The organism is Streptomyces sp. NPDC050806, from assembly GCF_055586425.1.
In genome coordinates this window covers 922617-947164 of the sequence record NZ_JBVJIF010000001.1, presented here as the reverse complement: position 1 = coordinate 947164, position 24548 = coordinate 922617, and the positions used below count along the sequence as shown (strand labels likewise).

Annotated in this window: 23 protein-coding genes; 8 read left to right on the top strand and 15 right to left on the bottom strand. The window is 70.6% G+C overall.

The genetic code is table 11. The features are described from left to right. Positions 1 to 101 precede the first annotated feature (101 nt). The 5 genes from ACZ6WH_RS04280 to ACZ6WH_RS04260 all read right to left on the bottom strand — a co-directional run bounded on the left by ACZ6WH_RS04280 (position 102) and on the right by ACZ6WH_RS04260 (position 6287). Positions 102 to 1109, bottom strand: a complete 1008-nt coding sequence (locus tag ACZ6WH_RS04280) for a GNAT family N-acetyltransferase (RefSeq protein ID WP_469725854.1) — start codon at positions 1107 to 1109, stop codon at positions 102 to 104. A 129-nt stretch (positions 1110 to 1238) separates the two neighbouring features. Then, entirely contained in the window at positions 1239 to 2939 is a 1701-nt protein-coding gene (locus tag ACZ6WH_RS04275; RefSeq protein WP_469726273.1) for a glycoside hydrolase family 13 protein, read from the bottom strand. A gap of 116 nt (positions 2940 to 3055) precedes the next feature. Continuing rightward, positions 3056 to 3865 (bottom strand): carbohydrate ABC transporter permease, encoded by an 810-nt coding sequence (locus tag ACZ6WH_RS04270; protein WP_469725852.1) that lies wholly within the window; start codon positions 3863 to 3865, stop codon positions 3056 to 3058. Positions 3866 to 3900: 35 nt separating this feature from the next. Then, on the bottom strand, positions 3901 to 4737 hold the full coding sequence (locus ACZ6WH_RS04265) for a carbohydrate ABC transporter permease (protein WP_469725850.1): 837 nt from the start codon (positions 4735 to 4737) through the stop codon (positions 3901 to 3903). Positions 4738 to 4952: 215 nt separating this feature from the next. Then, entirely contained in the window at positions 4953 to 6287 is a 1335-nt protein-coding gene (locus ACZ6WH_RS04260) for an extracellular solute-binding protein (RefSeq protein ID WP_469725848.1), read from the bottom strand. Between the two features lie 277 nt (positions 6288 to 6564). On the opposite strand from ACZ6WH_RS04260, the gene ACZ6WH_RS04255 reads away from it, so the two are divergent. Further along, on the top strand, positions 6565 to 7698 hold the full coding sequence (locus ACZ6WH_RS04255) for a LacI family DNA-binding transcriptional regulator (RefSeq protein ID WP_469725846.1): 1134 nt from the start codon (positions 6565 to 6567) through the stop codon (positions 7696 to 7698). On the opposite strand, the gene ACZ6WH_RS04250 is transcribed toward ACZ6WH_RS04255, so the two are convergent. From ACZ6WH_RS04250 to ACZ6WH_RS04235, 4 genes are all read right to left on the bottom strand, one after another. Then, on the bottom strand, positions 7667 to 8035 hold the full coding sequence (locus ACZ6WH_RS04250; RefSeq protein ID WP_469725845.1) for a DoxX family protein: 369 nt from the start codon (positions 8033 to 8035) through the stop codon (positions 7667 to 7669). The genes ACZ6WH_RS04255 and ACZ6WH_RS04250 overlap by 32 nt on opposite strands. After that, positions 8032 to 8637, bottom strand: a complete 606-nt coding sequence (locus ACZ6WH_RS04245) for a TetR/AcrR family transcriptional regulator (RefSeq protein ID WP_469725843.1) — start codon at positions 8635 to 8637, stop codon at positions 8032 to 8034. Before ACZ6WH_RS04245 ends, ACZ6WH_RS04250 begins: the two co-directional genes overlap by 4 nt. 68 nt (positions 8638 to 8705) lie before the next feature. Next, positions 8706 to 9392 carry a LysR substrate-binding domain-containing protein gene (locus ACZ6WH_RS04240; RefSeq protein ID WP_469726271.1) on the bottom strand — a complete coding sequence of 229 codons (687 nt, stop codon included), beginning with the start codon at positions 9390 to 9392 and terminating at the stop codon, positions 8706 to 8708. 78 nt (positions 9393 to 9470) lie between these two features. Further along, positions 9471 to 9929, bottom strand: a complete 459-nt coding sequence (locus ACZ6WH_RS04235; RefSeq protein WP_432849650.1) for an Lrp/AsnC family transcriptional regulator — start codon at positions 9927 to 9929, stop codon at positions 9471 to 9473. A gap of 62 nt (positions 9930 to 9991) precedes the next feature. Here ACZ6WH_RS04235 and ACZ6WH_RS04230 point away from each other — a divergent pair, with 62 nt between their 5' ends. Further along, entirely contained in the window at positions 9992 to 10738 is a 747-nt protein-coding gene (locus ACZ6WH_RS04230; protein ID WP_469725842.1) for an AzlC family ABC transporter permease, read from the top strand. Continuing rightward, on the top strand, positions 10731 to 11060 hold the full coding sequence (locus ACZ6WH_RS04225; RefSeq protein ID WP_432849653.1) for a branched-chain amino acid transporter permease: 330 nt from the start codon (positions 10731 to 10733) through the stop codon (positions 11058 to 11060). Before ACZ6WH_RS04230 ends, ACZ6WH_RS04225 begins: the two co-directional genes overlap by 8 nt. 91 nt (positions 11061 to 11151) lie before the next feature. Here ACZ6WH_RS04225 and ACZ6WH_RS04220 read toward each other — a convergent pair whose 3' ends face one another. Continuing rightward, positions 11152 to 11871 (bottom strand): DUF4232 domain-containing protein, encoded by a 720-nt coding sequence (locus tag ACZ6WH_RS04220; protein ID WP_469725840.1) that lies wholly within the window; start codon positions 11869 to 11871, stop codon positions 11152 to 11154. A 197-nt stretch (positions 11872 to 12068) separates the two neighbouring features. Between ACZ6WH_RS04220 and ACZ6WH_RS04215 the strand changes: the two genes are divergently transcribed. After that, positions 12069 to 13427, top strand: a complete 1359-nt coding sequence (locus ACZ6WH_RS04215) for a helix-turn-helix domain-containing protein (RefSeq protein WP_469725838.1) — start codon at positions 12069 to 12071, stop codon at positions 13425 to 13427. A gap of 129 nt (positions 13428 to 13556) precedes the next feature. On the opposite strand, the gene ACZ6WH_RS04210 is transcribed toward ACZ6WH_RS04215, so the two are convergent. Together ACZ6WH_RS04210 and ACZ6WH_RS04205 are read right to left on the bottom strand one after the other, a co-directional pair. Then, complete coding sequence (locus ACZ6WH_RS04210; protein WP_469725836.1) at positions 13557 to 14339, bottom strand: response regulator; 783 nt, start codon at positions 14337 to 14339, stop codon at positions 13557 to 13559. Further along, positions 14336 to 16195: a sensor histidine kinase gene (locus ACZ6WH_RS04205; protein WP_469725835.1), complete on the bottom strand. Its 1860-nt coding sequence runs from the start codon at positions 16193 to 16195 to the stop codon at positions 14336 to 14338. The genes ACZ6WH_RS04210 and ACZ6WH_RS04205 overlap by 4 nt, the downstream gene beginning before the upstream one ends. Before the next feature lie 324 nt (positions 16196 to 16519). On the opposite strand from ACZ6WH_RS04205, the gene ACZ6WH_RS04200 reads away from it, so the two are divergent. Together ACZ6WH_RS04200 and ACZ6WH_RS04195 are read left to right on the top strand one after the other, a co-directional pair. Next, positions 16520 to 17947 carry a GntP family permease gene (locus ACZ6WH_RS04200; protein ID WP_469726269.1) on the top strand — a complete coding sequence of 476 codons (1428 nt, stop codon included), beginning with the start codon at positions 16520 to 16522 and terminating at the stop codon, positions 17945 to 17947. 172 nt (positions 17948 to 18119) lie between these two features. After that, on the top strand, positions 18120 to 18800 hold the full coding sequence (locus ACZ6WH_RS04195; protein WP_469726267.1) for a class I SAM-dependent methyltransferase: 681 nt from the start codon (positions 18120 to 18122) through the stop codon (positions 18798 to 18800). Between the two features lie 120 nt (positions 18801 to 18920). Here the strand turns inward: ACZ6WH_RS04195 and ACZ6WH_RS04190 are convergent, their stop codons facing one another. Then, positions 18921 to 21224, bottom strand: a complete 2304-nt coding sequence (locus ACZ6WH_RS04190; protein ID WP_469725834.1) for a S9 family peptidase — start codon at positions 21222 to 21224, stop codon at positions 18921 to 18923. A 110-nt stretch (positions 21225 to 21334) separates the two neighbouring features. Next, positions 21335 to 22006, bottom strand: a complete 672-nt coding sequence (locus ACZ6WH_RS04185) for a DUF4097 family beta strand repeat-containing protein (RefSeq protein WP_469725832.1) — start codon at positions 22004 to 22006, stop codon at positions 21335 to 21337. Positions 22007 to 22231: 225 nt separating this feature from the next. On the opposite strand from ACZ6WH_RS04185, the gene ACZ6WH_RS04180 reads away from it, so the two are divergent. Then, positions 22232 to 22996 (top strand): GbsR/MarR family transcriptional regulator, encoded by a 765-nt coding sequence (locus ACZ6WH_RS04180; RefSeq protein WP_469725831.1) that lies wholly within the window; start codon positions 22232 to 22234, stop codon positions 22994 to 22996. A gap of 69 nt (positions 22997 to 23065) precedes the next feature. Further along, complete coding sequence (locus tag ACZ6WH_RS04175) at positions 23066 to 23500, top strand: glutaredoxin domain-containing protein (RefSeq protein WP_469725829.1); 435 nt, start codon at positions 23066 to 23068, stop codon at positions 23498 to 23500. Positions 23501 to 23505: 5 nt separating this feature from the next. Here ACZ6WH_RS04175 and ACZ6WH_RS04170 read toward each other — a convergent pair whose 3' ends face one another. Then, a complete protein-coding gene (locus ACZ6WH_RS04170; RefSeq protein ID WP_469725828.1) occupies positions 23506 to 24543 on the bottom strand; it encodes a LacI family DNA-binding transcriptional regulator in 1038 nt (345 codons plus the stop codon). Positions 24544 to 24548: the final 5 nt, after the last annotated feature.

Here is a 24548-nt window from a genome sequence, read left to right as displayed (position 1 = left end):
GTTTGGCTCGTTCACACCCCTTGTTCGGAGCCATGCCGCGGCCGGATTGGTCCTCCGTCACCCCGAATCGGCCAGGAGCCGGCGATGCGACGAACGGGGTGTCAGGACGGGTGAGCCGCCTCCAGCGGACGGGCGTAGGTGACGGATTCGCGTTCCACCACGAATCCCGACTCCTCGTAGAAACCCAGCGCGCCCGAGGGGTTGGCGGTGTCCACGGTCAGCGACACCGAGTCGTACCCGGCGTCGCGCGCCGCGCCCAGCACTTCCCTCAGCAGGGCCGGCGCCGCACCCCGGCCGCGGTGGGCCCGCCGGGTTCCCAGGTAGCCGACATGGCAGTCCCTGCTGCCCGTTGCGGCCGTCTCCGCCGTGCTCTCCTCCGCCAGGAGGTACGCCGCCACCTCGGCACCCGACACCAGCAGCCGCGACATCGCGGGCCGGAACGCCTTGGCTCCGGTGACCCAGGTGCGCCAGTCGGTCTCGTCGAACGGGGTGAAGTTCCAGTGGTCGCGGAACGCGTCGTTGTGCGCGAGCCGGGTGGCTTCCGCATACCTCGCGTCGTACGGCACGAGACGGGTGCCCTCGGGGGCCGGGCGGGACTCGGGGCGGCTGCTGCCCGCCAGCGGCTGCTTCATGTCGAACCACCAGCGGCTCGGCGTGTACCCGCGCCGCGCGGCCAGCTTCCGCAGATCCTCCTGCCCGGCCATTCCTTCGAGCAGCAGCTCACCCTTCATGGCGGACAGCTCCGCGTCCGCCGCGTGCCGGGCCTGGGCGCGGTCCTCCAGCCAGGCAACGAGGTGGTTGCCGATGCCGCGGTGCCGCCAGTCGGGATGCACCGCCGCGTCCCCATGGAAGCGCGCCACGTCCACCGCTCCGTGCGGTGTGTGCAGCACGGCGTACGCGGCCAGGTGCGGGCCGTCCCACAGCCCCAGGCTGTCCTCTTCCGGCTCCAGCTTGGGGTCGGACAGTACCTCCAGCAGCTCCTCGGCATCGGCGTGCTCGCCGGTCGCGTCGACACGCTCGACGGCCTGGTGGAGCTCCAGCCAGGCCGGGACCGAGCCCTTGCTCAGGGGCCGGTCCTCCAGGCTCTCCGCGGGAACCCGTCCTCCCATGTCGGCCGCTCCTCTCACCTGGTCGCGCCTGTCCTCGGACCTCACTCTTTCAAGATCCTCGGAGCGGCGCGACCGGTAAACGCCCGCCCCGGCGTCACTTCGCCGGGCCCCGAAGCGACGCCGGGCCTGTCAGCGGTCGCCGCGCACCCAGACCGTGGTGTCCGGGGGCAGCAGGCCATCGGTCAGCTCTCCGCTGGTGAGGAGTGTTTCGCCGGCGGGCAGGGGTACGGGCCGGTCGGAGAGGTTGGCGAGGCACTGCCAGCCGGTGGAGCGGGCGAAGTGGACGAGGTCGGCGGTGCCGTCTCCGGCCGGGCCGTCCGCCGCCGTCTCGTCCGGTGCCGAGAGCCATTCGAGCGACTCGTCGCCCTGCAGCTCGCGCCGGAGCCGCAGGGCCGTGCGGTACAGCTCCAGTGTGGAGCCCTCGACGCCGTCCTGGGCGGCCGCCGACAGCTCACCGAAGGCGGGCGGCTGCGGCAGCCAGGCCCCGCCGGGCCCGAAGCCGTACGAGGTGCCCTCCGAGGTCCACGGCAGCGGCACCCGGCAGCCGTCCCGCCCCTTGCGGGTGTGCCCGGTGTTCTCCCACACCGGGTCCTGCAGCGCCTCGGCGGGCAGGTCGGCGACCTCCGGCAGGCCCAGTTCCTCGCCCTGGTAGACGTACGAGGCACCCGGCAGCGCCAGCATCAGCAGGGTCGCGGCGCGGGCCCTGCGCAGCCCCAGCTCCGGGTCGGGAGCCGGGTCCTTGCCGCCGCCCAGCAGCCATGCGTCGGTGTCGGTGCCGAGGGGCAGTGCGTACCGGGAGGCGTGCCGTACGACGTCGTGGTTGGAGAGCACCCAGGTCGCCGAGGCGCCCGCGGCGGCGGCAGTGGCAAGCGACTCGGTGATGACCTTGCGCAGCGTGCGGGCCGTCCACTCCGCCTGGAGGTACTCGAAGTTGAAGGCCTGCCCCAGCTCGTCGGGGCGGGTGTAGAGGACGCGCCGGGAGTTCTTCACCCAGGCCTCGGCGACCGCCATCCGCGGCGGGGTGTAGGAGTCCAGGACGAGCCGCCAGTCCCGGTAGATCTCGTGCACCTCGTCCCGGTCCCAGTGCGGGTGGGTACCGTCCGGCAGCAGGTCGTGGTCGCCCTTGAACTGGTTCTCGCCCATGTCCCGCAGCGGCTCGGCGAGGTCCTTGGCCAGCCCGTGCGCCACGTCGATGCGGAAGCCGTCCACCCCGCGGTCGGACCAGAAGCGCAGGGTGCGCCGGAAGTCCTCGCGCACCTCTTCGTTGCTCCAGTCCAGGTCCGGCTGTTCGGGCGCGAAGAGGTGGAGGTACCACTGACCGTCCGGCACCCGCTGCCAGGCGCTGCCGCCGAACCGCGAGACCCAGTCCGAGGGCGGCAGCTCGCCGTGCTCACCGCGCCCTTCGCGGAAGACGTACCGGGCGCGGGCCGCCGAACCGGGCGGCGCCGCCAGCGCCTCCTGGAACCACACGTGCTGGTCGGAGGTGTGGTTCGGCACCAGGTCCACCAGCACCTTCAGGCCCAGCCGGTGCGCCTCGGTGACCATCGCGTCGAAGTCGGCGAGGGTGCCCAGGCGCGGGTCCACGTCGCGGAAGTCGGCCACGTCGTAACCACCGTCGGCCAGTTCGGACGGGTAGAAGGGGCTCAGCCACAGCGCGTCCACGCCGAGGGTGGCCAGGTGCGGCAGCCGGCCGGTGAGGCCGGGCAGGTCGCCGATGCCGTCACCGTCGCTGTCGGCGAAGCTGCGCGGATAGACCTGGTAGATGACGGCCTGCCGCCACCAGTCGGGATCCTGCGAGGAGGAGTCGAGGGAGGACGAGGCGGTGGTGATCACGGGTGCCCTGCTTTCGAGTCGCGGTGCGGATCGGATGCCTTCGACGGATGGGAGGCCAGGTGCGGGCGGATCGGAGGACTGCTGCGGATCGGGCGGGAAGAGTGGTACGCCGGTCATCCCTTGACCGCGCCGTCGGTCAGGCCGGACAGTACGGCGCGCCGGAAGACCAGGACGAGGAGGGCGATCGGCACGGTCGCGGCCATCGCCCCGGCGAAGATCGTCCCGTACGGGATCTCGTACTGGCTGCTGAAGAGGGCGATGCCCACCGGCACGGTGCGGTAGGAGTCCTCGCTGTTGAAGGTGAGCGCCATCAGGAACTCCGTCCAGGTGGCGGTGAAGGTGAACACCCCGGCCGTGAACAGCGCGGGCCGGGCCTGCGGCAGGATCACCGACAGCAGTGTGCGGGTCGGCCCCGCGCCGTCCACCGTCGCCGCCTCCTCCAGCTCGTACGGGATGCTCAGCAGCGAGTTGCGGAGGATCCAGATCGCGAACGGCAGGTGGAAGGCGGTGTAGGGGATGATCAGGCCCCAGTAGCTGTTGAGCAGGTCCAGTTCGCGTTCGACCAGGTACAGCGGGGTGACCACGGCGATGGTCGGGAAGACGGAGATCATCAGCAGTACGGTCATCACCGGACCGCGCCCGCGCATGGGGGTACGCGCCAACGCGTACCCGGCGAACAGTCCGAGCCCGAGAACGATGGCGGTGGCGCTGACGGCCACCACCGCGCTGTTGAGCAGGTAGCGGTCGAATCCCGCAAAGCCCAGCGCCTGGCGGTAGTTGGCCAGCGTGGGGTGGAGCGGGACGGGGGTCGGCGGCAGGGTGCCGTTCTCCCGTGCCGTCTTGAACGACGTCACCGCCATCCAGAGCAGCGGCAGCGCGGTCACGGCGACCAGGACAAGCGCCCCGAGGTTCACCACGTTCACGTACCGGCGCACTCCCGTGCGCCTGCGGCCGCGCCTCATGCGGCACCCCCTTCGTCGACCTGGTTGCGGAACATCCGCAGACACAGCAGGCAGCACACGATGACCAGCACGCCGGTGCTCGTGGCGATCGCCGCGCCCATGCCGATGTCGAGGTTCTGGAAGAGCGTCTTGTAGCCGAGCACGGCGAGGGACTGGGTGGCCGTGCCGGGGCCGCCCTGGGTGAGGACGAACGGCAGGTCGAAGATCCCGAACGCCTGGAGGACGCGGAACAGTACCGCCACCGACACCACCGGCCGCAGTGCGGGCAGGACGATGTTCCAGAAGGTGCTCCAGGCGCCCGCGCCGTCCACCTCGGCCGCCTCGTACCGCTCCTGCGGGATGCGCACCAGTCCCGCCAGGATGATCACTGCGACGAACGGCGTGGTCTTCCAGATGTCCGCGACGGCCATGCCGGTGATCGCGGGGACGGGCGTGCCGAGGATGACCGGCGGCTGGTCCAGGACCAGCCCGAACAGCCAGGTCACGGCGCCGAACGTGGCATCGTAGAGGAAGTCCCACAGCTGCGCGGAGACCACCGTGATCAGCGACCACGGGATGAGCAGCAGCGCGAGGATCCAGCCGCGTCCGGCCTCCAGCCGATCCAGCAGCACCGCCACCGCGATGCCGAGGGCGATCTCCACGGCCACCGTCACCAGTGTGTATCCGACCGTGAAGGCCAGCGCCTCCAGCCAGACCGGACTGGCCAGCATCGTCGTGTAGTTGCCGAGCGTCCATTCCTCGACGCGAAGGCCGCCGAAGGTGAAGCGGACCTTGCTGAAGCTGAGAACGACGGAGTAGAGGATGGGGAAGATCGTCACCAGCGCGATCACCACGAGCGCCGGGGTGGTGTAGAGCCAGCCGGTGCGGGCGCGCCGGCTCGCGAGTCCGGCCGGGGGACGTGCTGTGCGGGCCTTCTGCGGAGCGGTGGATGTCGACGTCCCGGACCGCGGTCTCTTGTACGTCGAGGCTTCGGACCTCGATGCCTTGGACGTCGAGGCTTCGGACCTCGATGTCGTGGACGTCTGCGAAGGGGTATCCGGGGTGTTCGTCACAGCGCCTCCCCGCGCAGCGCTGCCTGGAGGTCGCCGCGGGCGCGGGCCAGTGCCTGCCGTACGCTCGTGCCGCCGCTGAGCACTTCGTTGACCGGTGTGAACACCGCCTTGCTGACCATGGGGTACTCCGGGGTCCGGGTCGGCCGGGCGACCAGCCGTACGTCGCGGGCGAGCGCGAAGGCGGGGTTGGCCGAGCGGGCCACGGCCTTGCCGTGCAGCTGGGACAGCAACGGCGGCAGGACGGCCGCCTCACGGGCCAGGACCGACTGTCCCTCCTCCTCGGCGAGGAAGCGGGCGAAGGCCAGGGCCGCGCCGAGGTTGCGGGAGTGCGGGTTGAGGTAGTTGCACCAGCCGCCCAGGCAGCTGCGGCCGCCCGTGCCGCCCTCGAAGCCGGGTCGCCGCATCACCCCGATCTTCCCCGCCACGTGCGAGGACGCCGGATTGTCCGCGACTCCCCAGGCGTACAGCCAGTTGCGCAGGAACACCGACCGGCCGCTGGTGAAGGCGTCCAGGCTGTCCTGCTCGACGAAGGTCGTCACCGAGGACGGGGTGACCCCGCGGGTGATCAGTTCGCGCAGGTACGACAGGGCCCGCACCCCCGCGGGGCCGTCGAAGGTGACCTTGCGGGCGTCGGGGGAAAGGATGCTGCCGCCCGCGTCGGCGACCAGCTCCGCGACGTTCGCGGTCAGCCCCTCGTACACCGTGCCCTGCCAGACGAAGCCGAAGTCGGCGTCCCCCGCCCGCTGGATCTTCGTGGCGGTGGTCGCCAGCTCCTCCCATGAACCGGGCGGCCGCAGCCCGTGCTTGTGCAGCAGATCCCTGCGGTAGTACAGGAACGCCTCGTCCAGGTAGAGGGGAAAGGCGTACACCTGGCCCTGGTACGTCAGGGCCCGGATCAGCTCCTCGGGATAGCGCTGCCAGTAGCCCTTCGGCAACAGCGGATCCAGCGCCAGGGCCAGCGAGTTCTCCGCGAACTGGGCCGGCCAGGCCAGGTCGCCCATGTACACGTCCGGCGACGGGCTGCCGCTCGCCACCTGTGTGGTGAGGGCCGCACGGGCCACGTCCGTGGTCGGCGGCGCGGCGATCAGCCGCACCGTGATGTTGCGGTACTTCCGGCGAAAGGCACTGATGAGGACGGGCCGCAGGTCGCTGCCGTCGCGGGCCGCGACCCGACCGGCCCACCAGCGGATGGTGACGGGGCCGCGCGGTACGTCGGTGGCGTGCGAGAGGTCCGGCCCGCGGGCTGCGGCACGTCCGCAGCCGGTCGCGGCGGCCAGCGGGACGGCGGCCCCGGCGGTGGTTCTGAGGAGTGATCTGCGGCTCACTGGCATGACGATGCGCTCCTGACCGAGGGAGAACGCCGAGGGGCGGGCGATGAGGGAAGGGCGCGCTGAAGCGTAGCCCCTTGGGGGGTGCTCCTGACAACGCTTGCACGCTAGGGACGGCCTCAGGGGCTGTCAATGGCGCGCACAGCAACGGGAAGAGGCATCCTCTCGTACGAAGAAGCAGGCAGATTGGTCGAGTTGCTGAGGATTGCCGGACCCATCCCGGTGATAACGCTGTCATCGTCGGGTCCATGCGTGCTACACCTGTGCTACGTTCCGGACCATGCCTCCAGCGCAACGCCACCCCACCATGGCCGACGTGGCCGAACGGGCGGGGGTCTCGGTCTCCACGGTCTCGCGGACCCTGCGCGGCCTCTCCACCGTCTCGGACGAAGCCAGGACGAGGGTGGAGGCGGCAGCCCGCGAGCTGTCCTTCGTGATCTCCCGGCAGGCGTCCAGCCTGGTCACCGGCAAGACCGGTACGGTCGCCGTGCTCGCGCCCACACTCGGCTCGTGGTTCGTCGGACAGGTGCTGCGCGGTCTGAGCGAGGCACTGCGCGACGCGGGCCTGGACCTGAAGGTCTACAGCGTCGGCGACCTCGCCGAACGCGCCGCCTTCTTCGACCGTCTCCCGGCCCGCCGCAACGCCGACGCACTGCTGGTCATCTCCTTCGACCTGACCGAGGAGGAGTTCGCCCGGCTGGACGGGCTGGGCGTCCCGGTGGTGTATGTCAGCCAGCACGCACCGGGCCGGGCCAGCGTGTACGTCGAGGACGTCGCGGCGGCCCGCGGCGGCACCCGCTACCTGCGCGGACTCGGCCACCGCCGGATCGGCTTCGTCCGCGCCGCCCCCGATTCCGGCTTCACGTGCAGCTCGCGCACCCGCCTGTTCGGCTACCGCGAGGCGCTGGCCGAAGCGGCACTCCCCTACGACGAGGACCTGGTGGTCGCCACTTCCCGCGGCCGGCGCGCCACCTCCGAGGCCGTCGGGCAACTGCTGTGCCTGGCCGACCCGCCGACCGCGGTGTTCGTCGAGACCGACGAAATCGCGATCGAAGTGCTGTCGGTGCTGCGCTCGTCCGGCATCGCGGTCCCCGACCGCCTGTCCGTCCTCGGCTTCGACGACCACGACCACGCGCAGTGGCTGGACCTCACCACCATCGCCCAGCCCGCCACCGAGGTCGGCCGCGCCGCCGGAAACCTCGCGCACACCCTCATCGACGACCCGGCCGCCGACCCGGCACACCACGTCGTACTGCCGACACACCTGATACCGCGAGGCAGTACGGGTCCGCCCCCGGAGGCGGAGCCGGATGTGGGTGCTGCTGTCCTGACAACCCCCGTTCGCCAGGACAGCAACACCGCACCGGCCCGCACCGACGCACTCAAAGGCCAGGAACGACGTACGACACGATGAGCGCGAGCGTCGAGAGTGCGAGCATGCCGAGACAGTTGAGCCAGAACTCCGACTTGAGAAAACGGGCTCGGATGTGCGCGGCGGACGCCGCGAGGAAGTAGCAGATCACGCCGGCGTTCGCGGCCACACCGATGCCGGCCACGTAGATTCCGGTGACGAGACCCGCGGCCGCGAGAAGCTTGATCACGACGAGCGTCCACCACCAGTCCTCGGGGAACCCGACCCCTTCGAGGCAGGCACGGATGAAGGCCGGCGGGCGGATGGACATGGCAGCGTCCACGGCAAGGATGCCCGCGAGGACCGCCTGCGGCCACCACGGGTCTGGAAGCACGGTCACTGCTGCTCGCTTTCCTGGCTCTCGGTGAGGAATTCCACGACGGAGACGAGGTCTTCGATGGGCCCGTTCAGGTCGTCCCCTCCGGCCCCGGCCCCGACGAAAAGAGTGCCGAGGTAGGCGAGGTGGATCGCGGTCGCGCCACGAGTGGCGGCATCCGGTGCGCAACCACCGCGGGCGAGGACGTCGCTGATCTCGCGCCGCAGCACCGCGGCGAGTTCGTGGAAGACACCCGCCTCGTGTTTGCCGGTCACGAGGGCCGCCGCGTACTGGCGGGTGAGCTCGGGGTCGCCGGAGAAGAGAGCGACGAACGGCTCGAACAGAGCAAGGATCTCGTCGGCAAGTCGCCCGTGGGCAGCGCCAGTTCGATGCGGTTCGCCGTCCTCCGCCCGCGCCGCGTGCAGGGCCGAGATGCGCCGGTCAAACAGTTCGACCAGGATCGCCGCCTTGTCCCCCACCGCCATGACGGTGCCGACACTCACGCCCGCATCCGCGGCAATCTCCCGGATGGTGGTGGTCTCGAACCCGCGGGCAGCGAACAGCTGCTCCGCGGCGCTCAACACCCGCTCGCGGGTCGCTTCCCGCTGCTCGCTGCGCGAGCTCATACCGTCCTCGAATGAACGCGTTCACTGAACATGTTCAGACCGTAATGCGGTGGGCGCATCCACGTCAACTACGGCCCCCCCTGCCGTCGGCGGTGGCGGTCACCCCGAACCCTCTGACCCGCCTGCGAGTCGCCGAGCCGCACCGCTCGGGTGGCGGCGCCCCGTAGCGCCGCCAGCCCCCGGGCGATGCTGTCCTGACCCTCGCTGCCGCGGCGTACGCAGGTCAGAACGCGGCGTGCGGGCCTGGGGTCGCCGTGCACCGGTACGCGCACCACGGCCGGGTGGCCCGAGGTGGAGACCGGACGCGGCACCAGGCAGACCCCGCGACCATGGGAGACCAGCGACAGCACTGACTGCCACTCGTCGGCGTGGTGGGGCATACGGGGCGCGAACCCGGCCGCGGTGCACAGCGCCCGCGTCAGCCGCTCCTGGTCGTGGTGTGCGGATATCCACTCCTCCGTCGCGGCATCGAGGAGGGTGACGCCGGTGCGAGCGGCGAGGGGATGCCTGGCGGGTACCACCAGGTCCTGCAGCTCATCGAGCAACGGCTGCTGGACGAACCGGGGATCGTCCAGCGCCGGGCTGTCCGCCAGCGGCGTCAGCACCGCGATGTCCAGCTGCCCGGCCAGCAGCCGCTGGAAGCTCTCGGCGGTGCCGGTCTCGCTGACGCGTGTGTCGACCGGCTCGCCCGCCGCCCGCAGCTCCTCGGCGGCGGGCGCCAGCAGTGCGCCGACGCTGGAAGCGAAACCACCGATCCGCAGCGTGCGGTAGATGACGATGCCATCACAGCGCCCCGCGGTTCCAGGTACGGCGGTTCGCAGCCGGTCCGGTGTTCAGCCGTCCGCTTTGATGGTTTTCATGGTGAGGTGCGATTCCAGGCGCAGTACCGCGGGCAGGCCGCTGAGCTTTCCTGTCATGAAGCTTTCGTAGGTGGCGTGGTCGGCGACGGCGACCCGGAGGAAGTAGTCGGGGCGGCCGTACATCCGCCGGAACTCGATGACCTCCTCATAGGAGGCGACAGTGGCCTCGAAGTCCTGGACGGTCTTGCGGTCCTGGGCGTAGATCTCGACGTCGATGAGCACCTCCAGCTCTCGGCCCAGCGCCGCGGGATCGATGACGGCCCGGTAGCCGGCGATGACGCCTGCCTCCTCCAGGCGCTTGACCCGGCGCAGGCAGGGCGGAGGGGTCAGGCCGACCCGTTTGGCCAGCTCGACGTTGGACAGCCGCCCGTCCTGACTGAGGTGCAACAAAATTTCTTGGTCTACGGCATCCAGTTCACTTTCATTGCTCATCTGAAGATCATAAGCCCTTGATCGGCAACCAAATAAGGTGATCACTTTCCTAAAATGTCGGCATGCGAATAAGTCCCCCCCTTGCTGACGCGCCGCAGCCCGCCGCCGCTCCCCCGCCGCCACAACGGTCGGCGGCGCGGGCCGCTTTCCGGGACTGCGCGTCGGTGGGCCTGGGCATGTTGCCGCTGGGCCTCGCCTTCGGAGCACTCGTGATCCAGTCCGGGCTCGACTGGTGGTGGGCGGGGCTGTCCGCGGCGTTGATCTACGGCGGCTCGTTCGAGTTCCTGCTCATCGGCATGGTGACCGCCGTCGCGCCGCTGGCCTCCATCGCCGTGGCGGCCTTCCTGGTGCAGGCGCGGCACGTCTTCTACACCCTGTCCTTCCCCCTGCACCGCGTACAGGGCCGCCTCGCCAAGACGTACAGCACCTTCGCGCTCACCGACGAGGCGTACGCGCTGACCTCCACCAAGCAGTCCCGGGGCTGGTCCAGCCGGCGCATCCTGTGGCTTCAGTTCTTCATGCACCTGTACTGGGCCGGCAGCGCGGTCACCGGGGCACTGCTCGGCTCCCTCATCCCCGACAGCGTCACCGGTCTGGACTTCGCACTGACCGCCCTGTTCGCCGTCCTCGCCCTCGACGCCGTCCGCGACCTGCGCGGCGACCTGCCCACCCCCGTGCTCGCGGCGCTCTGCGCCCTGGCCGCCCGGCTGCTCTTCCCCCACGAGATGCTGCTCGCCGCCTTCGCCCTGTTCGCCGCCGGACTTCTGGCACGCCACCTCGCCACCCGCAGGAAGCCCACTCATGCCTGACACCGGCTACGCCGTCGTCGCGATCCTCGTCACCGCCGCCGTCACCTGGTCCCTGCGTGCCCTGCCGTTCGCCGTCCTGGCCCCGCTGCGGGCCAGCGCCACCGTGCAGTACCTCAGCACGCGCATGCCCGCCGGCGTGATGGTGATCCTGGTCGTCTACTGCCTGCGCGACCTCCCCGTCACGCAGTCGCGCGCCATCGCCCCGCTGGCCGCCCTGGCCGTCACGATCGGCCTGCACCTGTGGCGCCGCAACGCCCTGCTGAGCATCCTCGCCGGCACGGCCGTACACGTGGCGCTGGCCAGTACCGTCTTCGCCCACTGAGCCGGACACCACCGCCACCGGCCGCCACCGCTCCCGGTCTCCCCGCCCGCTGAAGGGCCCGTCCCCGTGCCCGCCCATGCCCGCGGTGGTGTCACCACATGATGGCGTCGTCCATCGACTGCTGCCAGTAGGTGACCTTGAGGGAGTCGTCGATGTAGACACCCTTGGCGGGCAGCGCGGGGTGGGCACCCGTGCCGACGCTCTCGTTGCCGGAGCGGCCGTGGAAGTAGACGGCCAGGGACTTCTCCGTGCGACCGTGGGAACCGCTGCCGTCGGTGGCCGACAGGCTGACGGAGGCGTAGCCGGAATCGCCCGGCTCCAACGTGACGACTGCCTGCGGCTTCGAGTCCTCGATGACCGGCGGCACCGACTGGGCTTCGCCGAAGCGGACGGCCGGGTAGCCGTAGAGGAAGCACCTCTTGCTGCCGGTGTTGGTGACCGTCAGCAGCATGTGGTTCACAGGACGCTTCAGCGGCGCCGCGACCGTCTTGGTGTTGGAGCCCTGGCAGGTGACGGCCTGGCCGGCGGTCGTACCGGAATTGCCGGTACCGGCCTTGTCGTTCTTCGACGCCACGGGAGCGTCCGCGGTCTGCTTCGAACCGGCGGAGGCGGAGTTGGCGTCGTCGTCGGAGGACGGGGCGGATCCCGGCTCGTTGCCGGCGGAGGGAGAGGCGAGCGAGGAGGCGTCTGCTGACGCGCCCTCGGTCTGTACGCCTGATCCGTCGTTGCACGCGGTCAGGGAGAGCGTGGCGAGCGCGACGGTCGCGGCGGCGGTCAGCAGGCGGGTGCGGGAGGTACGGACGCTGGACATGCGAGTGGGCCCCTTCGGCGGTGCGGTGGGTGTGGTGCTTGGATGACTGCAGCTTGTGGGGTGATCCGTCCCAACCGCCACGAAGAGCGGGCAGTTGGGGACACTGGAACGCGAAAACAGGCTGTGACCAGGGGAAACGTGAAGGGTCTGGAACGCGGGAATGGGACGCGCCGGACCGTTCGGGGGAAGGGGAAGCAGTGTCAGGGGCAACAGGGTCCGCGGGAGCGACGGGAACCGCCGGGGAGGCGGAGGCGTTCGCGGAGCTGCTGCGGGGGTTCAAGGAGCGCTCGGGGCTGAGTTACGGGGCGCTCGCCAAGCGGCTGCACATGAGCACGTCGACGCTGCACCGCTACTGCAACGGCAGCGCGGTGCCGACCGACTACGCGCCGGCCGAGCGGCTCGCCCGGATGTGCCGGGCGAGCCCCGAGGAACTGGTCGAGCTGCACCGGCGGTGGATCCTGGCGGACGCGGCGCGGGGGCGAAAAGGGCTTCCCGCATCCGCCACAATGGGACTCCCCGCATCCGCCGCAATGGGACTCTCCGTACCCGCCGCAAGTGAGGAGCCGGTCGTCGAACCGGACATCGGCAGCACGGCAACCGCCGCCTCCTCCGATCCCTCCGCTGCTCCCGCTTCCGAGCGGCCCCGGCGGCGCACCCCGCTTGTCGCTGCCGTCGCCGCGGCCGCGGTGCTGGGTGCCGGCGCGCTCGCCCTGGCCCTGCCGCCCTCGGGCGGTGACGACGGGGGTGGCGGTGGCCAGAAGGCCGCCGGGACCGCCACCCGAACCACCGGCACCGACCCCGCGAACGGAAGCGGTGACGGCCGCCACCCGAAGGACAAGCGGCCGTCCGCCTCGGCCTCCCCTCCCCCGTCCCGGAACGGGACTACCGGCAAGCCCTCCGACTCGGTGACAAAGGACCCCGCGCGCAAGGGCGGTGGCGCCACCGGGGACACCGGCGGCGTACCGGTCAACGTCGCCACCCGGCCTTACGTCTACGACAGCCCGTGCAGCCAGCACTTCCTTGTCGACAGCGAGCCCGAACAGGTCGGCCCGCCGGCCACCGAACAGGACGCGCCTCGCTGGGCCGCCGCCTACGGCGCGGTCTCCTCCGGGGAACAGCGCGTCGCCCTCACCGTGCAGGGCACCGGGAAGGACACCGTCGTCCTGGAGGCACTGCACGTACGAGTCGTCGCGAAGGGCGCCCCGCTCGCCTGGAACGACTACTCGATGGGCGTCGGCTGCGGTGGCAACGTCGGCACCAAGTCGTTCGACATCGACCTCGACAACGGCAGCCCGCACGTCACCGTCAAGAACGGCCAGCGCGACTTCCCGTACAAGGTCAGCGAGTCCGACCCGGAGGTCTTCTACGTCAGCGCCCACACCAAGGCGCACGATGTCCGCTGGGACCTGGCCCTGGACTGGTCCAGCGGCGACCGCCACGGCACCGTGCACATCAACAACAAGGGCGCTCCGTTCCGCACCAGCGCCGACGCCGGACGCCCGGGCTACGACTACCCGCTGGGCGGCAGCGAGTGGATCGAGCGGGAGGAGCAGTAGCCGCGAGGAACCACAGTCGCGTGGAGCCATATTCGCGTGGAGCCACCGTCGCGAGGGGCCATAGTCGCGACGCGCAAAGTCCGGTACACGGTCACGTGCCACACCCGCACCCGCACCCGGAGCAGAACCTCACAGGTGGTGATACTCCTGCTCCGGGCGGCCCGCCGCGCCATACCGGAGACGCATGCGCAGCCGACCGCGTGTGACGAGGTCGGCGAGGTAGCGCTGTGCCGTGGCGCGTGACACACCGATCTGGGCGGCGACCTCGCCGGCGGAGAGCGGGGCGCCGGAGCTGTCCACGGCGGCCAGGACCAGTTCCCTGGTCACGGTCTGCGCGGCGGCCTGCCGGCTGCGGCTCGCGCGCGGGCTCCTGAGCGCGTCGAAGGCGTTGTCGATCACGTTCTGGTCGAGGATCTCCGCGTCGGTCAGCTGCCGGAACCGGGCGTACCCGCGCAGCTTTTCGGAGAGCAGCAGCGGTGGGAACGGCTTGACCAGGTACGCGAGCGCGCCCGCCGACAGCGCCTCGCGGACGGTTTCGCCCTCGGCCGCGGCACTGAGGACGAACACATCGCAGGACAGCTCGGCCATCAGCTCGATGCCGGAGCGGTCGGGGAGATAGCGGTCCACCAGCGCAAGGTCGACGGGGTGCGCGGACGCTTCCGCCAGCGCCGCGCGCGCGGAGTGCGCGGTCCCCACGACGGTGAAGCCGGGGGTGTCGGCGACCAGCGACGCGTGCAGGTCGGCGACGCGGAAGTCGTCGTCGACGACCAGTACGGAGAAGGGGGCTCGCCGTTCCTGACGTTCACGGTGCACTCGGCGGTCGTGACCCCCACGGCGGCCTTCGCGGTGGTCGTCGTCTTCGCGGTGGTCATCGTCTTCGCGGTGGTCGTGGTCTTCGTGGTGATCGCTCATGTCCGGTCTTTCGCGGGCGGGGTGTCGGGGTGGCGTACGACGTGCGGCAGGCGGGCTACGAAGACGGCGCCGCCGGTGACCCGGTCGGGCTCACCGGGTAGGTCGGTGACCTCGTCGGCCTCGTCGACCTCGTCGGTCTCGGTGGCGGTCGGCGGGCCGCCGGGGTCCGTCAGCCGGATGTCTCCCCCGCGGCCCCGGGCGATCTGCCGGATGAGGGAGAGGCCCACGCCCCGCCCGCCGGGCGCCGACGTGTGGTCCTTCGTCGAGATCCCCTCCTCGAACAGGGCGTCGGTCAGCTCGGCCGGTACGCCGTCGCCGCTGTCGGCCACCGTGATGTGCAGGTCCGATTCCACCGTCATCAGCTCCACCTCGACGCGCGGCGGGCGGCGGGTCCCGTCGCGGGCGGCGTCGAGGGCATTGTCGATCAGGTTGCCGAGCACGGTGGTGAGGTCGACGCGTGCCGTCACCGGCCCGTCCACCCAGGTGGCGCCGCCGAGCAGCAGCGTCACCCCGAGTTCGCGCGCCTGGGCGGCCTTCGCCGACAGGATGGCGCTCAGGTACGGGTCCTTGACCGTTTCCAGGCCGGGGAGTGCGGCGCCGGGAGCTTCGAGGGGGCCAGCACCGCCGGTGCCGCCCCTGCCGCCGGTGCCGAGCAGGCTGTCGATGTAGTCACTGGCCCCCTCGATGTGCCCCTGGTGCAGCAGCCCGGACAGGACATGCAGGCGGTTGGCGAACTCGTGCCGCTGCGCACGCAACGCCGAACTCATCGTCTGTACGGCGTCGAGCTGACGGGTCAGGGACTCGACGTCGGTGCGGTCCTTGACGGTCAGCAGTGTGCCGAGGTCGAGGCCGTCCCGCTCGACCCGGCGGGCCGAGACCACCAGCACCCGCTCCCCCACCACAGCCATGACGGGCCGCCCCTCGGGTTCGCCGACCACCTCCAGAACGCGCGGGGTGAGCCCCAGCCGGTCGAGCCGGCTGCCGGGCTCGGCAGGGGTACCCAGCAGTCGGCGTACCTCATCATTGGCGACCGTCACCCGCCCGTACCCGTCCACGGCGAGCACCCCCTCCCCGATCCCATGGACCACTGCCTCCTGCTCCTGGACCAGGCCCGCGAGCTCTTCGGGTTCCAGGCCGAGGGTGAGCCGTTTCCAGCGCCGGGCGAGCAGGACCGAGGCCCCGATGCCCAGCAGCAGCGCGGCCACGAGCCAGCCGACGCCGCCCCACAGCACTCGGGCTGCCTGGGCGTGGACGGCGGCAACGGAGACGCCGACGTTCGCCTCGCCGACGACACGGGACGAGCCGGGGGCGCGTACCGGCACCTTGGCGACCACCTCCTCGCCGAGGTGCGCACGGTGCACGGCGAGTTCCTCGCGCCCGGACAGCGCCCGGGAGGGGTCCGTACTCACCTTCTTGCCCAGCTCGGAGACGTCGGGGTGGGCGAGTCGGATGCCCCGGTCGTCGGTGACCACGACGAACAGCGATCCGGTGCTCTTCCTGACCGTCTCGGCCCGTTTGCGTACCGCGTTCACGGCGAGTGTTGCGGTGCTTTCGTGTGCGGCGCCCTGCCCCGGACGGTCGTTGGTTTCGGAGTACCGGGCGGCCCCGGCCCGTACGGTCGGCTCCGAAGCGACGGTACGGGCGATGGCGAGGGCCCGCTGCTGGTACTGGTGGACGAGCCGCTGGTCGGTGTCGTACGCGAAGGCGCCGAAGGCCGAGGCGAGGACGGCCACGACGACCACGCACTGCAGGAGCAGCATCCGGGTCCGCAGCCGTACGCGCAGTCTCGGGCGGTGGCCGGGGCCCGGCACCGGTGACCGGGACCGGCGACGGGAGCGGGACGGGTAGGGCTTCACCGGCCCCACGGTAGACGCGAGCGGAATCCACGCGTCCGGCGGCCGCGGACCCCGGCCCGGCAGCCTGTACTCACCCACATCGCGGCACACAGGCAACCAGTGCCGGGGCCCCCGGGGGCCCCGGCACAGGCGTGCACACAATGAGCAGAAGTGGCAGAACGCGGCTATCGCGGGCTGTGCACGAATTCTGGAGCGCCGCCGCGACGGCCGATAGCTTCCCGCAGGTCAGACGGAACGTGATCAGCAGGAGAAGCGAATGACAACACACCGCGCAGAGCCGCGCGCGAGTGCTGCCCGCGCCCACGCCGAGGGGGCGCCCCGATGGTGACGACGCATACCTGGACACTGCTGATCACGCTCGCGGGGGCCATCGTGGCCCTGATCGTGCTCATCAATTCCCGGCTGAAGTTCCACCCGTTCATCGCGCTGATGCTGGTCTCCATCGTGGTGGCCGTGGTGTCGGGCGAGTCCACCGAGCAGATCGCCGAGTCGATCGAGAAGGGTGCCGGCGGCATCCTCGGCGACGTCGGCATCACCCTCGCCTTCGGTGCGATGCTCGGCAAACTGCTCGCGGCCTCGGGCGCCACGGACAGGATCGCCCGGGCCATCATCGACCGCGCGGGAGAGCGCTGGCTCCCCTGGTACATGGCGGGCGCCGCATTCGTCATCGGCATCCCGATGTTCTTCGAGATCGGGCTCATCGTGCTGCTGCCGCTGGTCTTCAGCGTGGCCCAGCGGCTGCGTGCCAGTGGGAAGCACACCGGCTCGCCGTACGTCCTGCTCGCCACCCCGGCCATCGCGGCGCTCGCGACACTGCACGGGATGGTGCCGCCGCACCCGGGTCCGCTGATCGCGGTGGAGGGCCTGCACGCCGGCCTCGGCACCACGATCCTCATCGGGCTCGTCTGCGCGATACCGACGGTCATCGTGGCGGGCCCCCTGTACGGGCGGTGGATCGCACCGCGCCTGGCGGTCGACCCGGACCGGGAGCTCGTCGCCCAGTTCACCGGCGGCACGTCCGCGTCCACACCCGATCGGTCCGAGGAGTCTTCGGGGCAGGGGGACGGCCACTCCTCGCACCAGAGCGGCGTCCCGGTGGGCCGGGCGCTGGCCGCCGTGCTCGTACCGGCCGTCCTGATGCTGCTTCGTACCCTCGGCGAACTCACCCTCGGCGAGACGTCCGCGCTGCGCCATGTGCTGGACTTCGCGGGTGAACCGGTGATCGCGATGTTCGCCGGCTTCCTCTTCGCGCTGTTCGTGCTCGGGTACCGACGCGGCACATCGCCGGAGGGCACGCGTCAGGCGCTCACGGACAGCATCAAATCCGTGGCGGGCATCCTGCTGATCATCGCCGGTGGCGGCACGTTCAACCAGGTGCTGGAGGACTCCGGCATCGGCAAGGCCATCGAATCAGTGGCCTCCGGCGCCCACCTCAATCTGCTCGTCCTGGGCTGGCTGCTGGCTCTGCTGCTGTCGTTCACGACGGGCTCCGCGACCGTGGGCATCGTCGCGGCGACCGGCATCCTGACGCCCATGGCACAGCACATGGGCAGCGTCGAGACCTCCCTGCTCGTGGTGGCGATCGGCGCCGGTTCGATCGGCCTGAACTACGTCAACCACGCGGGTTTCTGGCTGGTCAAGGAGTCCTTCGGAATGACGCTCGGCCAGGCGACGAAGTCGCACACCATGATCCAGACCCTGGTCAGCGTCTGCGGCCTGCTGATGGCCCTCCTCATCTCCATGTTCGTCTGACGTCACTTGACTTCCTCTGACGTCCCCTGACCTCGTCGGACCTCGTCGGACCCTCGCGATCAGATCGGCATGCCGCCTTCCCCAACGGCTCAACTGCCCAACGGCTGAACGGCCCGGCTTGGCGCGGGAACGGTCACGGCGCGTGAGCCGTTGGAAGGGCATGGAGCTGAAGATGCGAGCGGGGCATCAGGCGACGGGGCCTGGCGCGATTACTCCTGACGGCTGTGCGGTGGAGCTGTACGCACGGCTCCCCATCGGGGCCGAGCCCGACATGATCGCCGCGGCGGTGCCGGCGGGGGCACACATCCTGGAACTGGGCTGTGGCGTGGGACGAATGACCCATCCACTCCTGGAACGAGGCTTCACGGTAACGGCCGTGGACGAGTCCCCGGAGATGCTGGAGCGGGTCCGCGGGGCGCGCACGATATGCAGCCCGATCGAGGACCTCGACCTCGGTGAGACGTACGACGTGGTGATGCTTGCCTCGTTCCTCGTCCACGCCGGAAGCGTCGAGGAGCGGCAGGCCCTGCTGCGCACTTGTGTGCGGCATGTCGCTCCGGCCGGCTGTGTGCTGATCCAGCGGGAGGGCGAGGACTGGCATACCGACGTCCCTCGTCAGCGCGTCGACCCCGCCGGCTTCACCGTCCGGATCGTGTCCTCCGAGCCGGTCGATGACGGGGTGCGCTCGGTTCATGCGGAGTACGAGTTCCCGGACGCCGGCTGGACCCAGACGTTCCTCTCCCGGCCCCTGACGAAGGAACAGTTCGAGGAGGCGCTGGCGGAGGCAGGGCTGAAGGTGGACACGTATCTGACGGAGGACCGGATATGGGTCCGCGCGATTCCCTCGGATTGAGGCGCTGAGACCATCCACCGGGCGGCAGTCGGCCAGGGATCGGGCTGCCCCGGCCGACCGCAGCCGACTCATCGCCGGCGAGGAGCGTCTTCCCTGCGCTGCTCACCCGTGGCGTCGCACTCAGGCGAACATCTCGCCGAGCATCTCGGGGCCGAGGGCGATGGGGGCCGGGCGGTAGGAGGGCGGCTGCGTGCCCATCAGCTCGCGTACCAGGAAGTCCCAGCAGCGCTTACGGACGTAGGTGAGGCAGTCGATGAACGTGTGCTCGGCTCCGGGGACGATGAGCAGCTCGAAGTCCTTGTCGGCGGCGACGAGCCGGTCGGCCAGCCGCAGCGTGTGGTCCGGGTGGACCTGGTCGTCCATTTCGCCATGGATGAGCAGCAACTTGCCCGCCAGCCGGTCCGCGAGGTCCACGTTGGAGGCGAGGGCCCAGGCATCGGGGTTGTCCGCGCCGTCGTAGGCCTCCACGAAGCCCGGATTGAAGCAGCGGGCGTCGTGCGAGCCGGAGAGGGCGACTCCGGCCTTGTACACCTCCGGGAAGTCCAGCATCGCCCGCACTGTGGCGAACCCACCCCCGGAGTGGCCGAGGGCGCCCAGCCGGTCCAGATCCATCCACGGCCGGGTCCGGGCCAGCTGCCGCAGCGCCGCGACGTGATCGACCAGGCAGCCCGCGTCGGCCAAGTGGCCGTAGGAGGCGTCGTGGAAGGACTTGCTCCGCCCGGGGGTGCCCCGCCCGTCCACCGCCACCACCACGAAGCCCAGCGCCGCGAGGGGTTCAGCGTCGAGGCCCATCCCGCCGGGGTCGAAGCACGGGGCGACCCTGTTGACCTGTGGGCCGGGGTAGACGTTGTCCACCACCGGGTAGCGCCGGGCCGGGTCGAACCCCCGCGGCCGGTACAGCACCCCGTAGATGTCCGTCACGCCATCAGCGGCCTTGACGCAGAACCGCTCCGGCGGCGTCCAGCCGGTGGCGCTGAACTTGCTGATGTCGGCGCGCTCCAGCTCGACCACCACCCGCCCGGTCCAGTCTCGGACCGTCGTCACCGGCGGGGTGTCGACAGTGGATGCGGAGTCGATGAAGTACTCCAGACTTTCCGGGCCTTCCAGCCTTCCCCGGCTCTCCGGCACGGTGACGATGTGGTCCAGCGCGTCGTCCGTGACCTTGGCGAAGCCGGATCCATCCAGGCCGACCCGGCACACCGTACGCCGGTACGGATCCTCGTCGACCAGTCCGGAGGCGGCGAAGTACACCACCCGCTCGGCCTCGTCGACGCGCAGGATCTGCCGCACTGCCCACTGCCCGGCGGTGACCTGCCCGAGCAGCGCGCCGGTGCGCAGGTCGTACCGGTACAGGTGGCCCCAGCCGTCCCGCTGCGAGTACCACAGCACCTCGTCGGCCAGCACCTTCACGATCGGGGGTTCCAGCGACCACTGGTTGGGCTCCACACGGGTCGCCCCGGTCTCGCTGAGCACAGTGGTGACCTCACCGGTGGCCGGATCCAGCCGGTGCAGGGAGAGTGTGCGCTGGTCGCGGGGACGGCTGAGGTAGTAGACGGCCGAGCCGTCCGGAGCCCACCATGCCCACTTGCTCGTGATGGGCGAAAGCACCGGTATGAGCAGCGGCTCGGCCTGCACGCGGACCACCGTGCCCGCGGCGACGTCCAGCACGACCAGTTCGGCCTGCGGGATGCTCTCGTCCCCGGCGTATGCGTACCGCTGGGTGTGCAGGAGGGGCGCGCCACCGTCGGCCGGCCTGGCCTCCACGAGGTGGGTCTGCCGGACGCCGCGCTCATCGGTCCGGTGCGCCAGCACCTTCGTCGAGTCGGGCGACCAGGCCACAGCGGGCGGCAGATGGGGCAGACCGATCTTGCGCAGCAGAGTGGGGTTGCTCGTGGATTCCGGGCCGGAACCGTACTGGTAGCCGGGCTCCCCGTCCGTGGTCAGCGCCCATTCGCGGCCGTCGGACAGCGAGCGCGCCCACAGGTCGTGCCCCCGCTGGGACACCGCGACCTTCTTGTCGGGTGACAGCACTTCCAGCGGGTTGCCCGGCGTTGTGAACTCGGCCCGCTCGCAGGCGTAGCTGTCCAAGCAGCAGCGCCAGTGCTCGCCGAACGCGTCGAACTCCACGGTGCTCCCCGAGAGTTCGATGGTCATGAAGGGCAAGGCTTCGGAGTCGGCCTGCCGGCCGGATGCGGCGGTCAGTGCGGCGGCGAGCAGGGCGTGATCGAAGGCCGGCTCGCGAGTGCCCGCTGCCGGGTCCACCCTCACGAACCGTCTGCCTGCACCATTGCTCACCGCGTACCAGAAGCGGGTGCCTCCCTCGATCCACTGCGGTCTCACCTTGTCGCCGACGACGAGCTCGCCGGGGCGGACGGGGCGGCGGAGGAGTTGCTCCGCCGTCTGGTAGTCCTGAGTGGTGCTCAATCTCGTCGTCCTTCCTTGGTGTCGCCTCTGGGCACGGTGGTGCCGAAACGGCAGGGGTGGCGAGGGAATGGAAGAGCTCAGGTGAGGGCGCCGGGTTCAGGTGGGGGCGCCTAGAGGCTGCGGGCGGTGACGTTGCCGTAGGCGGTGGTCGCGTTGATGTTCAGTCCGGCGGCGGGGCCATCGGTGTTGTTGAGCATGTTGTGGATCCGGCCGTAGGCGGTGCCGGCGTCCAGCGTCGCGGAGACTCCGCGGGCAGCGCCGATGAAGATCTCGCCGTGCTCGGTGCGCAGCGTGACCTTGCCGCGTACGGCTTCGGCGATGTGGAGGTCACCCTTCTGGCTGCTGATCTCGGCGGGGCCGTCCAGGCGGCCGACGGAGATGCCACCGGCGAGAAGGGCGAGGCGGGCGCCTTTGATCTCGTCGAGCTCGACGGAGCCGTGCGCGCCTTCGAAGGTGACGTCGCCGAGCCGTCCCACGCCCCGGAATTCGGCGCTGGCCGCCTTCGCCTCGATGCGGGAGCCGGCGGGAAGTTGGACGGTCACTTCGACGGCTCCGGGGTTACCGAGGCTCCGGCTCTGCGCCGCCGGGGATTCGATCCGCAGGACGCCGTCGCCGTACACGACCTCGACCCGCTCCGCCGCCTTCACGTCACGGCTCTTCGAGGCGTCAGCCAGCAGGACCTCCACCGTGGTGTCGGCCCGGTCGGCGGCGATGAACCGGATGCGTCCCGCGGGGATGTCGAGAACGGCGGAGATCGGGGTGGGGGTGTCGAACTTCTGCATCGTGCCCTCCTGCAACTCGGCTTGTTTCTGATGTGCGAAACGCTACGTTGCATTCATGACTCCAGCAATAAACTTGTTGCACCGTTACGGCATCACCCCAGCTAGATGACACATATTTGTTGCAATGGATCCGAAGTTAACGCAACCATTGACCATCCACTCGTTGCAATAGTTTGCGGGTGAACGCTATGGTGAGGGCACTCACTGAGCACGGAGGAGATTGCGATGCCGGGCGGCAGGCTCACCCAGCAGGAACGTCAGCAGATCGCGCTGGGGCTGGCCGACGGCCTCGCGTATGCGGAGATCGCCAGAGGCCTTGACCGTCCGACCTCGACCATCACGCGCGAAGTGATGCGCAACGGCGGCCCCACCGCCTACCGCGCCGACCTGGCCCACCGTGCCACCGAACGCCGCGCCCACCGGCGCAGGCGGGCCACGCCCCGCGATGCGGAAACACCTCCGCAGACACACGGACGCGACGCCGAGGCGGTGCGCGAGTACGAGGAGGTGTTCACCACCGTCCTCATGGCGTCGGGCCTGCCCAAGATGATGGCCCGGGTGCTGTCCTGTCTCACCATCACCGACGCCGGCAGCCTGACCGCGTCCGAACTCGTCCAGCGCCTGCAGGTCAGTCCGGCGTCCGTCTCCAAGGCCATCGCGTATCTCGACAGTCAGGGCCTGATCCGCCGGGAGCGCGACGCGTCCCGCCGCGAGCGCTATGTCGTCGACGACGACGTCTGGTACCAGTCGATGATGGCCAGCGCCCGCGCGACCGCCCACCTCGTCGATATCGCTCGGCAGGGTGTCGGCGTCCTCGGTGCCGACACACCGGCCGCCGCCCGCCTGGAGAACATCGCCCGGTTCAACGACTTCGTCTCCGAGAGCATCGCCCGCGCCGCGGAGCAGGCCCGCGAGATCCTCCACACCAAACCCGAAACACCCCCAGGCAGCTCGGACGGCACCGCCGAACCACGCGCAGACCGCGCATAGGCGCCCGCCCAACCCCATTGAGGAAGCCTGGTTCGAGGGCCAATTCATCCATCGGTAGCCTGTGTCACCATGATGCGCGCTTGGATCCTGCCGGTGGTGCTTGTGCTCTGCGGCTCAGTCGCCGCGATCGAGCGGGCCTTCGGGGGAAGCCCGGGCTCAGCCGCGGCACTCCTGTTGGTGTTCGTGCTGCTCGCAGGCGCCACCTCTCCCCTGGTCTTCCCGAGATCGATCGGTGCGCTGGAAGCACAACAGCGCAGCGCGGTCGACGGCCGGCCGGTCGTCTTCTGGCGGCCGGGCTGCGCGTACTGCCTGCGGCTGCGTATCCGGTTGGGCCGTGGAGCCCGCCAGTTGCACTGGGTCAACATCTGGCGTGACCCGGCCGGAGCGGCGGCGGTCAGGGAAGCCAACGACGGCAATGAGACCGTGCCGACCGTCGTCGTGAACGGCCAGCCGCACACCAACCCCGATCCGGCGTGGGTCCGCGAACAGCTCTCCCCGAGCTGAGAGCGTCAGCGCGCCTTCGCGGTGGATTCGCGGACGACGAGCTGGGGCGGGGTCACGGCCGGCGGTGCTGGTGTGTCCTCCTCGCCGAGGTGGCGGAGGAGGCTGAGGGCGGCAGCGCGGCCCATGTGATCCAGGTCCTGGCGGATCGTCGTCAGCTGCGGGTGGAGCAGCTGGCCGACGGGCAGGTCGTCATGGCCGACCACGGAGACATCGCCCGGGACGTCGCGCCCCAGGCGGCGGGCGGCGGAGATACCGGCCAGCGCCATCATGTCGTTGGCGAAGACGATGGCCGTGGGGGGACTGTCGTCAAGGAGCAGCTGGGTCACCGCCGCGCCGGTGGTACGGGCCGCGAAGTCGGAGGCCGCCGTGTGGCTGGGCAGCAGGCCGTGGTGGTGCAGCCGGTCGGTGAACGTGCCGCGGCGGTGTCCGGTGTGTACGCGGTCCTCGGGCCCTGACACGTAGGCGATGCGCCGGTGTCCGAGGCCCACCAAGTGGTCGACGGCGTCCTTCATGCCCTGGTCCCGGTCCGTCGCTTCGACGGCCGGTATCGGGTGGGTCGGCCAGGGGGTGCCGATCAGGACCGCGGGCAGGCGCAGGTCGTGCAGCAGGGCGGCGCGCGGATCGTTGACGCGGCTCTCGGTCAGGACGACGGCGTCGACGCGGCGTTCGTCGGCGAGCCGACGGTAGGCCCGTTCCTCCGCCTCGGGGTGTTCGCCGACGATGTGGAGCAGCAACCCGTAGTCACGCGGGGCGAGTTCGCTCTCCATGCCGGCGATGAGGAGGGCGAAATGGGGGTCGGCGTTGAGGAGGTCGGGGGCGCGGTTGACGACCATGCCGATGGCTCGCGTCTTGGCGCCACGCAGGGCCACAGCGGCGGCGGAGGGGGACCAGCGAAGCCGGTCGGCGGCCCACATGACCCGTTCCCGGGTGACCTCGGGGAAGCTTCCCTTCCCGTTGACGATCTTGGAGACGGCGGAGACGGAGACCCCTGCGAGCGCCGCCACATCGCTGATCGTCGTCCGGTTGGTTCTACGCTGGGCCACGTCCG

Excerpts from the sequence above, each read along its gene's own strand:
- ACZ6WH_RS04220 (WP_469725840.1), bottom strand. The coding sequence starts at position 11,871 with ATGTCCAGCGTCCGTACCTCCCGCACCCGCCTGCTGACCGCCGCCGCG.
- ACZ6WH_RS04230 (WP_469725842.1), top strand. The coding sequence starts at position 9,992 with ATGCGAATAAGTCCCCCCCTTGCTGACGCGCCGCAGCCCGCCGCCGCT.
- ACZ6WH_RS04255 (WP_469725846.1), top strand. The coding sequence starts at position 6,565 with ATGCCTCCAGCGCAACGCCACCCCACCATGGCCGACGTGGCCGAACGG.
- ACZ6WH_RS04280 (WP_469725854.1), bottom strand. The coding sequence starts at position 1,109 with ATGGGAGGACGGGTTCCCGCGGAGAGCCTGGAGGACCGGCCCCTGAGC.
- ACZ6WH_RS04235 (WP_432849650.1), bottom strand. The coding sequence starts at position 9,929 with ATGAGCAATGAAAGTGAACTGGATGCCGTAGACCAAGAAATTTTGTTG.
- ACZ6WH_RS04180 (WP_469725831.1), top strand. The coding sequence starts at position 22,232 with ATGCCGGGCGGCAGGCTCACCCAGCAGGAACGTCAGCAGATCGCGCTG.
- ACZ6WH_RS04260 (WP_469725848.1), bottom strand. The coding sequence starts at position 6,287 with ATGCCAGTGAGCCGCAGATCACTCCTCAGAACCACCGCCGGGGCCGCC.
- ACZ6WH_RS04175 (WP_469725829.1), top strand. The coding sequence starts at position 23,066 with ATGATGCGCGCTTGGATCCTGCCGGTGGTGCTTGTGCTCTGCGGCTCA.
- ACZ6WH_RS04225 (WP_432849653.1), top strand. The coding sequence starts at position 10,731 with ATGCCTGACACCGGCTACGCCGTCGTCGCGATCCTCGTCACCGCCGCC.
- ACZ6WH_RS04245 (WP_469725843.1), bottom strand. The coding sequence starts at position 8,637 with ATGAGCTCGCGCAGCGAGCAGCGGGAAGCGACCCGCGAGCGGGTGTTG.
- ACZ6WH_RS04210 (WP_469725836.1), bottom strand. The coding sequence starts at position 14,339 with ATGAGCGATCACCACGAAGACCACGACCACCGCGAAGACGATGACCAC.
- ACZ6WH_RS04185 (WP_469725832.1), bottom strand. The coding sequence starts at position 22,006 with ATGCAGAAGTTCGACACCCCCACCCCGATCTCCGCCGTTCTCGACATC.
- ACZ6WH_RS04195 (WP_469726267.1), top strand. The coding sequence starts at position 18,120 with ATGCGAGCGGGGCATCAGGCGACGGGGCCTGGCGCGATTACTCCTGAC.